Annotated in this window: 7 protein-coding genes; 5 read left to right on the forward strand and 2 right to left on the reverse strand. The window is 72.4% G+C overall.

Annotated features, from left to right (window positions below; genetic code table 11):
* Nucleotides 1-249 precede the first annotated feature (249 nt).
* The gene (locus ACFVFS_RS39945) at nt 250-1,080 is read left to right on the forward strand and encodes a helix-turn-helix domain-containing protein (protein ID WP_380629986.1); all 831 of its coding nucleotides are present in this window, start codon (nt 250-252) and stop codon (nt 1,078-1,080) included.
* Nucleotides 1,077-1,283, forward strand: a complete 207-nt coding sequence (locus ACFVFS_RS39950) for a DUF397 domain-containing protein (RefSeq protein ID WP_380629988.1) — start codon at nt 1,077-1,079, stop codon at nt 1,281-1,283. The genes ACFVFS_RS39945 and ACFVFS_RS39950 overlap by 4 nt, the downstream gene beginning before the upstream one ends.
* 84 nt (nt 1,284-1,367) lie before the next feature.
* Here the strand turns inward: ACFVFS_RS39950 and ACFVFS_RS39955 are convergent, their stop codons facing one another.
* Both ACFVFS_RS39955 and ACFVFS_RS39960 read right to left on the reverse strand, forming a co-directional pair.
* Nucleotides 1,368-2,801, reverse strand: a complete 1,434-nt coding sequence (locus ACFVFS_RS39955) for a condensation domain-containing protein (RefSeq protein WP_380629989.1) — start codon at nt 2,799-2,801, stop codon at nt 1,368-1,370.
* A gap of 209 nt (nt 2,802-3,010) precedes the next feature.
* A complete protein-coding gene (locus tag ACFVFS_RS39960) occupies nt 3,011-4,432 on the reverse strand; it encodes an alpha/beta hydrolase family protein (RefSeq protein WP_380629996.1) in 1,422 nt (473 codons plus the stop codon).
* 388 nt (nt 4,433-4,820) lie between these two features.
* Between ACFVFS_RS39960 and ACFVFS_RS39965 the strand changes: the two genes are divergently transcribed.
* The 3 genes from ACFVFS_RS39965 (at nt 4,821) to ACFVFS_RS39975 (ending at nt 7,890) form a co-directional block, all read left to right on the forward strand.
* Complete coding sequence (locus tag ACFVFS_RS39965) at nt 4,821-6,110, forward strand: sensor histidine kinase (RefSeq protein WP_380629991.1); 1,290 nt, start codon at nt 4,821-4,823, stop codon at nt 6,108-6,110.
* Complete coding sequence (locus ACFVFS_RS39970; protein WP_380629993.1) at nt 6,107-6,769, forward strand: response regulator; 663 nt, start codon at nt 6,107-6,109, stop codon at nt 6,767-6,769. Before ACFVFS_RS39965 ends, ACFVFS_RS39970 begins: the two co-directional genes overlap by 4 nt.
* Nucleotides 6,770-6,948: 179 nt before the next feature.
* Nucleotides 6,949-7,890: a hypothetical protein gene (locus ACFVFS_RS39975; protein WP_380629995.1), complete on the forward strand. Its 942-nt coding sequence runs from the start codon at nt 6,949-6,951 to the stop codon at nt 7,888-7,890.
* The last annotated feature ends 121 nt before the right edge of the window (nt 7,891-8,011 follow it).

Raw genomic sequence — 8,011 nt, forward strand, 5'->3', positions numbered from 1 at the left:
CCCGGCGAGGGTGTCCATGTAGACGGCCTCGACGGGCTTGCCGGTGAAGTCCCGGTGCCCGAGGTCGCGGACGACCTCGCCGACGGTGGGGGAGTAGGCGGGAATGCGGGGACGAGGGGGCATGTTGGCTCCATTGGTCGCACAGGGTCCCGGATCTCTCACGGGGTGTAGCCATGGTGACCGGTTCCGGTTTACGATGGCCAGGGTCTGAACGTTGACCAATTGAGCGCGTGAAAGGTGCCAGCGTTCATGGACGTGCTTGAAATTGACGCCATGTCATCTCCGGCAGTTCGCTTCGGTCAGGAACTTGCCAGGCTGCGGCGTGCGAGGGGGTGGTCGCAGGTAGGTCTGGCGAAGCGCATGGGGTACTCCAACACCCTGGTCTCGTACGTCGAACGAGCGAAGCGTCCTCCAACGATGAACTTCGCTGTTAAAGCCGACCAAGTGTTTGAAACCGGAGGCACGTTCTACGAACTGTGGCGCCGGCACACGAAGGCCAGCCTGCTGGAGGGCTTCCCGGAGTTCGCCGACGGTGAGGCGAAGTGTCGTCGCCTTCGCGAGTTTGCCCTGACCATCGTCACCGGCCTGTTTCAGGTCCAGGAGTACGCCGAGGCGTTGGCACATGCGGCTGTCGGACGAGGCGCGATCACGCAGTCGGAAGCCGAGCAGCGAGTCGAGTTCGTGCTGGCCCGTCAGCGGGTGCTCGATCGCAAGAGGCCGCCGCTGATCCATGCCGTGCTGGACGAGGACTGCCTGGTGCGCACGATCGGTGGCGGGGCCGTCATGCTCAAGCAGCTCGACCACATCGTGGAGTTGGCGGCCAGGCCGAACGTCACCATCCAAGTGGCGCCCTTCTCCTTGGGGGAGAACCTGCCCTTCAAGATGCCGGTGACCTTGCTGGACCTGCCGGACGGATCCGTCGTCGGCTACGCCGAATCGTATGCTCGGGGCTACCTTGAACGAAGGCGTGAAATCGTCTCGGCATGGGAGAGGGAGTACGATCAGCTGGTGGTGGAAGCCCTGCCCAAGGCGGCATCCCTGGCACTGATCCACAAGGCTCGAAGGGAGCTAACTCCGTGAATCCTGACTTGTCCAACGCGTCCTGGTTCAAGTCGTCGTACTCCGACAACGGCGGTCAGTGCGTGGAGGTCTCCGCGAGTTTCCCGGGCGCTGTCCCCGTCCGTGACTCGAAGGACCCCGAGGGTCCGGCCCTCGTCTTCCCCGCCCCCGCCTGGCGCGCGTTCGTCGCCGGCGTCCAGGATGGCGAGTTCGGCACCGTCTGACGCTAGCTCACCGTGCGGGCCCCGACCGGATTCCCGGTCGGGGCCCGCCGCTTGGGTGCCTCCGAGAACGCGGCGCGGGCGGTCTCAGCCGGTGAGGGCCATGCGCGCGGCGGCCTCGGGACGCCGTTCCGCCATCCCCGACAGCGTCTCGCGCAGCCTGCGGTGGAGGCGGTCCATGGTCCGGTGGGCCTGCGGCGTGTCCGCATAGATCGAGTTGATGTGCAGACCGTCCGAGTCCCGCTGGAACCACGAGGTGGTTCCGTTCACGCGCGACGCCCACACGTACGCCGTCGGCCGCCACCGCCCGTGGTGCTCGGCCCCCGGGCACTTCCGCATGTCGATGTAGGAGACGAAGTTCACCGGGTACGGCCAGCACCGGCCCGTGAAGTGCTCGGGCGCGAGGAGTTCCCAGGCCCTCACGAACGGCACCTCGATGCTCCCCATCATCGCCGTGAACCCGTCCCGGACCCCGGCGATGAGCTGCTCGAAGTCCAGCTCCCGGCCCACCGGGAACTCGATGGGCAGCGTGTTCACGAACCACCCGAGCGAGTGCCGCCAAGCGCCCCGGCCGCGCTCGCTGAGCGGCATCAGCGCCCGGTAGACGTCCGGCCCGCCCTCCTCCCGCAGCGCGACCGCGACCGCCGCGAGGAGCCCCATGAACGGCTTCCCACCCGCCTCCCGGCACCGGGTGTCCATCGCCTCCGCCCGGAGGTCGTCCAGCAGGGTCGCGGTTTCGTTGACCGTCGGGTACAGCCGGCCCGGCTCGACCCCGAGGTCCAGCGGGAACCGGGGGAAGACGCCGTCGTTCCGGGCGATGAACGCCCGCCAATAGGCCAGCCGCTCGTCATCGGCGGCGATGGACAGATAGCCGCGGCGCTGCTCGCGCGCGAAGTCCATGTAGTCCCCCGCCTCCGGGAGATCGGGCTCCTCGCCGCGACAGTGGGCGGCGTACGCGAGTTGGACGTCGCGGACCACGTTCGGCATCGACATGCCGTCCGACACGATGTGGTCGAAGGCGAAGTACACCGTCGTGGAGCCGCCGTCCCGGACGACGGCGCCCATCGTGTACGGCGGCCAGGCCATCGTGTCGATGTCCTTCTGGAAGCTGTCCGCCAGGAACGCGCGGACCTCCCCGGGGGTGTCGAACCCGCCCATCTCGACGGCTTCCAGCTCGACGTCCTCGGGCCGGTGCACCGCGTACGACAGGTCGCCGAGAATCCGCTGGAACTCGCAGCGCAGGACGTGGTGGCGCCGCACCAGGAGGAGAATTGCCGACTCCAGCGCGGCGCGGTCCAGTTGTCCCCCGATCTCGAATGTGACGGCAAGCCAGGAGGCCAACGGCTCGCCGGTGTCGCGGGTTTCGTCGATCAGCGCATGGTGCTTGTCCTGATTGAATGACGCGCTCTCCCGGCCCTCCTCTTCCCGGAGGCCCGCGCGCAGCGGGTCCGAAGGCCTGACGCGCCACTGGACGACGTAACCCGGCTCGATATCGGCCGCTTCCAAAGGAACTTGACGCATGGTGGTTCTCCTTCGGGGTGGTGGAAGGGATTCACGGATCAGCGGGCGGCCGCGCGGATGATCGGGAACTGCTGCGAAGCGTAGTGTCGAGCACTCGGCGATTCACTGATCGGCTCGCCGCAATGTGCGGCATTCCGTCCCGGCCGCCCCTCTCGGTCCATTTCTCCGATTTCCTCGGACGAAGTCGTATTCGCTCCCGCCGGTCGTCGCTACCCCGGGCGGTGGACGGTGAGGTCGCCGTAGGCGGACAGGGCGCCCGCCAGGTCGCCGGGCTTCTGCCGCAGGGTGGCGTCCAGGAAGGCGAGCGTGGCCTCGGCGACGATGCGCGGACTCCTGGTGCGGCCCAGGGAACCGACCATCGCGGGCACCGGCGGCAGGTACAGCGGCCCGTCCATGAAGGTGAGGTGCGCGGCGCCGGGGATGGTGAGCCGGTAGCTCGTCGCGGTGCTGAACCCGAGCACCTCGGTGAGGCGGGGGATGTAGCGCTCGTCGGTACCGGGCCCGAGTTCCTGGGTGAGCGCGAGCACCGGTTGGCGGAAGGGACCCCGGTCGGGGTCGCGGGGGTAGCCGTCCAGGTCGACGACGGCGGCGAACCGGGCGTCCTGGCGGGCCGCTTGCAGGGCGGCGCCGCCCCCGAGCGAGTGGCCGGTCACCGCGGCCCGTCCGGTGTCCAGGCGTCCGGCGAGCGCACCGTCGAGCTCGCCCCGGTCCAGCCGGCCCAGTTGGGTGAGGACGAAGCCGAGGTCGGCGGCCCGGATCCCGGTGGTCTCGGCGGCCCGCCGGTCGTCCTCGTCGTCGTTGCCGGTGGAGGAGATCCCGGTGGCGATCGTCCGGCCGTCGGCGAGGACGACGGCGGCGGAGTCGTACGGGTGGTCGAGGCCGGCCACCACGTAGCCGTGGCTGGCCAGTTCCTCGGCCCAGGCGGTGTTCTGGGTGCGCACGCCCCCCAGCCCGGGGGAGAACAGGACCAGCGGGAACCGTCCGCCGTCGCGGGCCACCGGGGCCTCCGGAACCGCGTGGGTGCGGGCCTCGGGGACGCCGTCGATCAGGAAGCCGGGCAGGCCGGAGTAGCTCGCGAGGGCGTCGGCGACGGTGCGGGCCTCCTGCTCCGTGCGGCCGAGGTACCGGGCCCGCCGGGTGCCGGCCGGGCTCGGCTCCGCGGGGTACCAGAGCTGGACCACGACCGTGCGCCGGTCGTCGGGTTCGGGCGTGGCGGTCTCGGGGCGGTCGGGGTCGGTCCACTGCAGCACGCGGGTGCCGACCGCGAACCGGCCCGTCGGTTCGGGGAAGACGGGCACCGGAAAGGCCCAGGCGGCCACCGGGCCCGTCACGGCCAGGACGGCGCAGGCCACCGACCCCGGCAGCGCCAGCCACCACCGGGCCCGCCGCGCCGCGCGGCGGCCGGTGCGCTGCCGGACCAGCGGGGAGACGGCGAACGGCAGCACCAGGAGCCCGCCCGCCAGGACCGGCAGCAGCTGCCAGCGGATCCCCGCCGCGACCAGGACGAGCGCGGAGAGCAGGAAGACCGCGCCCGCCGCGATCGTGACGGCCGGGCGGGCGGCGGGCGGGAGCCAGCGCGCCACCACCAGTGCGACGGCGCCCAGCAGGGCGAGGATCTCCAGGAGGGACATGTGCGGTCCCGTGATGATTGAGGTCACCCGGTCATCCTGGGCGCGGGGTCCGCACCGCCGCATCGATCCCGGGTCGCCGCCGTCTGCCACCGCGGTCGCACGCCGGGGCGGGTCGACGGTGCGACCGGGGTCGCAGGCGAACGCGCCCGGTCGGTGCCCGTTCTGCCACCACGGGAGGTAGCGGGGCTCCTCCTGAGGTCGGACACCGGCGCGGTGCGATCAGACGGTGGACGCATGCGCTCCGCCGGTCCGCGGCCTACCGTGACAGGGCCGCGGCATGTGCCGGGCCGCGCGGGTCCGGCGCTTCCCGTACCCGGCCCGGCCCCGGCCGTCCGCGGTGGCGGCCCCGACCGGGGCCGCCACGACGCCGAAGCGACGGGGACGTGGGATGACCGAGGCGGCCGCGGAAGCGGGCAGTGCGCATCCGGTGCGCCACCGGGACCGGGTGCGGCGGGGGTGGACGGCCGGACGGCTGAGGCGGCACGCCGACCTGGCCTCCGTCCGGGCGGCGCGACGGCTGGGCGCCGCCCGGCGCTGGGGCTCCCGGCTGCCGCCGCTGGCGTGGGAGGCGCTGCTGCCGGTCCTGCTCCTGGTCAACATCCTGACCACGCACACGCCGCGGGGGCTGCCGGTGGCCGTCGCCCTCACGGCCGCCCTCGCGCTGCCCCTGCTGTGGCGGCGCCGGGCGCCGCTCACCGTGTTCGCCGTGGTGACGGCGGTAGCCTTCGTCCAGTGGCTGGTGGGAGTCCAACTCCCCGCGGACGTAGCCCTGTTGGTCGCGCTCTACACGGTGGCCGCGAACGCCGGGCGGCGCGGCACGCTCGTCGCCGGCGCCGTCGTGGAGACCGGGGTGCTGCTGGCCTGCCTGCGCTGGACGGCGGACGGCGCGTTCCTGACCCCCTTCGTCGCGGCGACCGCGATGGTCGTGGCCGCCGCCGTCCTCGGCGTGAACGTGCGGACCACGCGCGCCTACCTCGCGGCCGTGGAGGAGCGGGCGGCCCGCCTGGAGCACCAGCAGGAGCAGCAGGCGCGGCTGGCCGTCGCCGAGGAGAGGGCGCGGATCACCCGCGAGATGCACGACATCGTCACCCACAACCTCTCCGTCATGGTCGCGCTCACCGACGCCGCCGTCTATGCCCAGCACCGGTCGCCGGAACGGGCGACCGCGGCGATGCTCCAGATCTCCGAGACCGGCCGGCAGGCCCTCACCGACATGCGCCGCTCGCTGGGCGTCCTGCGGACCGAGGAACCCGACGCGGAACGCCACCCGCTGCCCGGCATCGCCCAACTCCAGGCCCTCGCCGACCAGATGTGCGCGGCCGGGCTGCCGACCGGCCTGGAGGTCCACGGCGGCCACACCCGCATCCCCGCCACCGCGCAGCTGACCGTCTACCGCCTGGTGCAGGAGGCCCTGACCAACGCCCTCAAGCACACGCCGCCCGGCACCCGCGCCGAGGTCCGGGTGCGGTGCTCGGCCTCGGCCGTCACGGTGGCCGTCACCGACAGCGGTCCGTGCCCGCCGCTCCCCGGCACCGCACCGTCCGGCCACGGCATCCCGGGCATGCGCGAACGCGCGGCCGCCTACGGGGGGAGGCTGCGGGCCGGACCGCTCCCGGGCGGCGGCTGGGGCGTCCACACCCGGCTCGACCTCGGCAGCGGCGGGAAGGTGCCGGCATGACGATCCGCATCCTGATCGCCGACGACGAGGCGCTGCTCCGGATGGCCTTCGGCACGGTCCTGGAGGCCCAGCCCGACATGGCGCCGGTCGGCGAGGCGGCGGACGGCGCCGAGGCGGTGCGCCTCGCCCGGGAACTGCGGCCCGACGTCGTCCTGATGGACGTCCGGATGCCCGGGACGGACGGGATCGCGGCGACCCGGGGGGTGATCCGGGCCTCCCCGCGGAGCAGGGTGCTGATCCTCACCACCTTCGACCTCGACGAGTACGCCTTCGCCGGGCTCAACGCCGGAGCCTCCGGCTTCCTGCTGAAGAACACCAGGCCCGAGGAACTTCTCACCGCGATCCGCAGCGTGGCCGCGGGCGACGCGGTGGTCTCCCCCCGGATCACCCGCCTGCTGCTGGAGAACTTCCGCCCGCACATCCCCGGCGGAGCCCTCCCCGGCCCCGACGAGCGGCTGCAACGGCTCACCCCGCGCGAGCGCGAGGTGCTCGTCGAGGTGGGCCGCGGCCTGTCCAACACGGAGATCGCGGCCACCCTGCACCTCGCGGAGGCGACCGTGAAGTCCCACCTGGGGCGGATCCTGCAGAAGCTCGAACTCCGCGACCGGATCCAGGTCGTGATCTTCGCCTACGAGAGCCGCCTCATCCACCCGGCCTGAACGCCCCCGCCGTGGTTCGGCCCCGGGGAGCGCGGGGCCGGACCCCTCCAGAAAGCTGGGATACCGGATTTCGACCGGACACGGACAAAATGGGGGACGACCGGGTCGGCCGCTCCGACGGCACCCCATCGGGCCGGCCCGCTCCCTTCCTCGACAGTCGATCAACCATGGAGTGGCCCATGCGTTTCTCCTCGCTCAGGCGCGTTGTGCTGTCGCTCGTGCTGGCACTGGCAGGTCTGGGGCTGTTGCCGACCGCCGCGTCGGCGAACACCCACCCGACCGTGCTGCTCAACCAGCTCTCCCAGCGCTGTCCGGACGGCGCGGCGGAAGGCCAGGACATGCACCCCTGCGCCCCGTCGGACAACCCCGGCATGTGGGTGATCAACCGGGTCGGGACCGACCGGTTCACGATCTCGGAGACCCGCGGACACGGCTGCCTCTCCTTCGCCGCGGTGAAGCCGGTCGTCAGGCCCTGCGCGCCGTGGGACCCCTACCAGCAGTTCGAGATCACCCGCTACGAACCCGAGGCGGCGCTCTACGGCATGGTCGGGATGCGGATCAAGAACCCGAACACCGGCTGGTGCCTGGACAACCTGGCCAAGCAGTTCGGCGGCTGGGAGCTCAGGGAGAACACCTGCCTCGACACCGGCCGCCAGCAGTGGGACATCGACCGCACCGCCTACGAGACGGTCTGGGGCGCCCCGGGCGGGCACGCCGGCATGACCTGGGCCGTCCTGGAGCAGCGCGCCGACAACGTGGTGCACGTCGGGTACGACGACCCGAGCCGCAGCAACCCGTACGCGGGCGACCACCCCTCCAGCGCGGTGCTGCCGATGCTGTGCATCTACAAGGACGGACGCCCCGCCCCCGGCGGGGTGCCCACCAGCGGGTACGACGCCTGGTCGGGCGGTGAGGTGAAGGCGACCACGGGGCTGGCCGGCTGGCAGCTCACGAGCCGCGCGGTCGCCGACCGGAAGTGCGCCGACAGCTTCGGCGGCGGCTGGCGGATGGCGGAGTTCCACGACGGAAACGGCTGGAGCCTGTGGGCCCACGGCACACTGCCTGCGGGCACCCGTTTCTGGACCGCCATCGACGACCAGCCCGCGAACCCCTGGAGCTGAACCGCTCGTCTCCGGCCACCCGGTGACGGCGGACGGACCCGAGCCGACGAGGGGGCGGGGCGGGGGGGGCCCACCCCAGCCCGCCCCCCCCCCCGCACAAGAACCCCCACCAGACCCCGCC

Source organism: Kitasatospora sp. NPDC057692 (genome assembly GCF_042799475.1).
In the GTDB taxonomy this organism is placed as follows: Bacteria; Actinomycetota; Actinomycetes; order Streptomycetales; family Streptomycetaceae; genus Kitasatospora.

Bases quoted from the DNA above. Each gene is read 5' to 3' on its own strand.
- ACFVFS_RS39960 (WP_380629996.1), bottom strand. From the start codon at position 4,432: ATGTCCCTCCTGGAGATCCTCGCCCTGCTGGGCGCCGTCGCACTGGTG.
- ACFVFS_RS39965 (WP_380629991.1), top strand. From the start codon at position 4,821: ATGACCGAGGCGGCCGCGGAAGCGGGCAGTGCGCATCCGGTGCGCCAC.
- ACFVFS_RS39975 (WP_380629995.1), top strand. From the start codon at position 6,949: ATGCGTTTCTCCTCGCTCAGGCGCGTTGTGCTGTCGCTCGTGCTGGCA.
- ACFVFS_RS39945 (WP_380629986.1), top strand. From the start codon at position 250: ATGGACGTGCTTGAAATTGACGCCATGTCATCTCCGGCAGTTCGCTTC.
- ACFVFS_RS39955 (WP_380629989.1), bottom strand. From the start codon at position 2,801: ATGCGTCAAGTTCCTTTGGAAGCGGCCGATATCGAGCCGGGTTACGTC.
- ACFVFS_RS39970 (WP_380629993.1), top strand. From the start codon at position 6,107: ATGACGATCCGCATCCTGATCGCCGACGACGAGGCGCTGCTCCGGATG.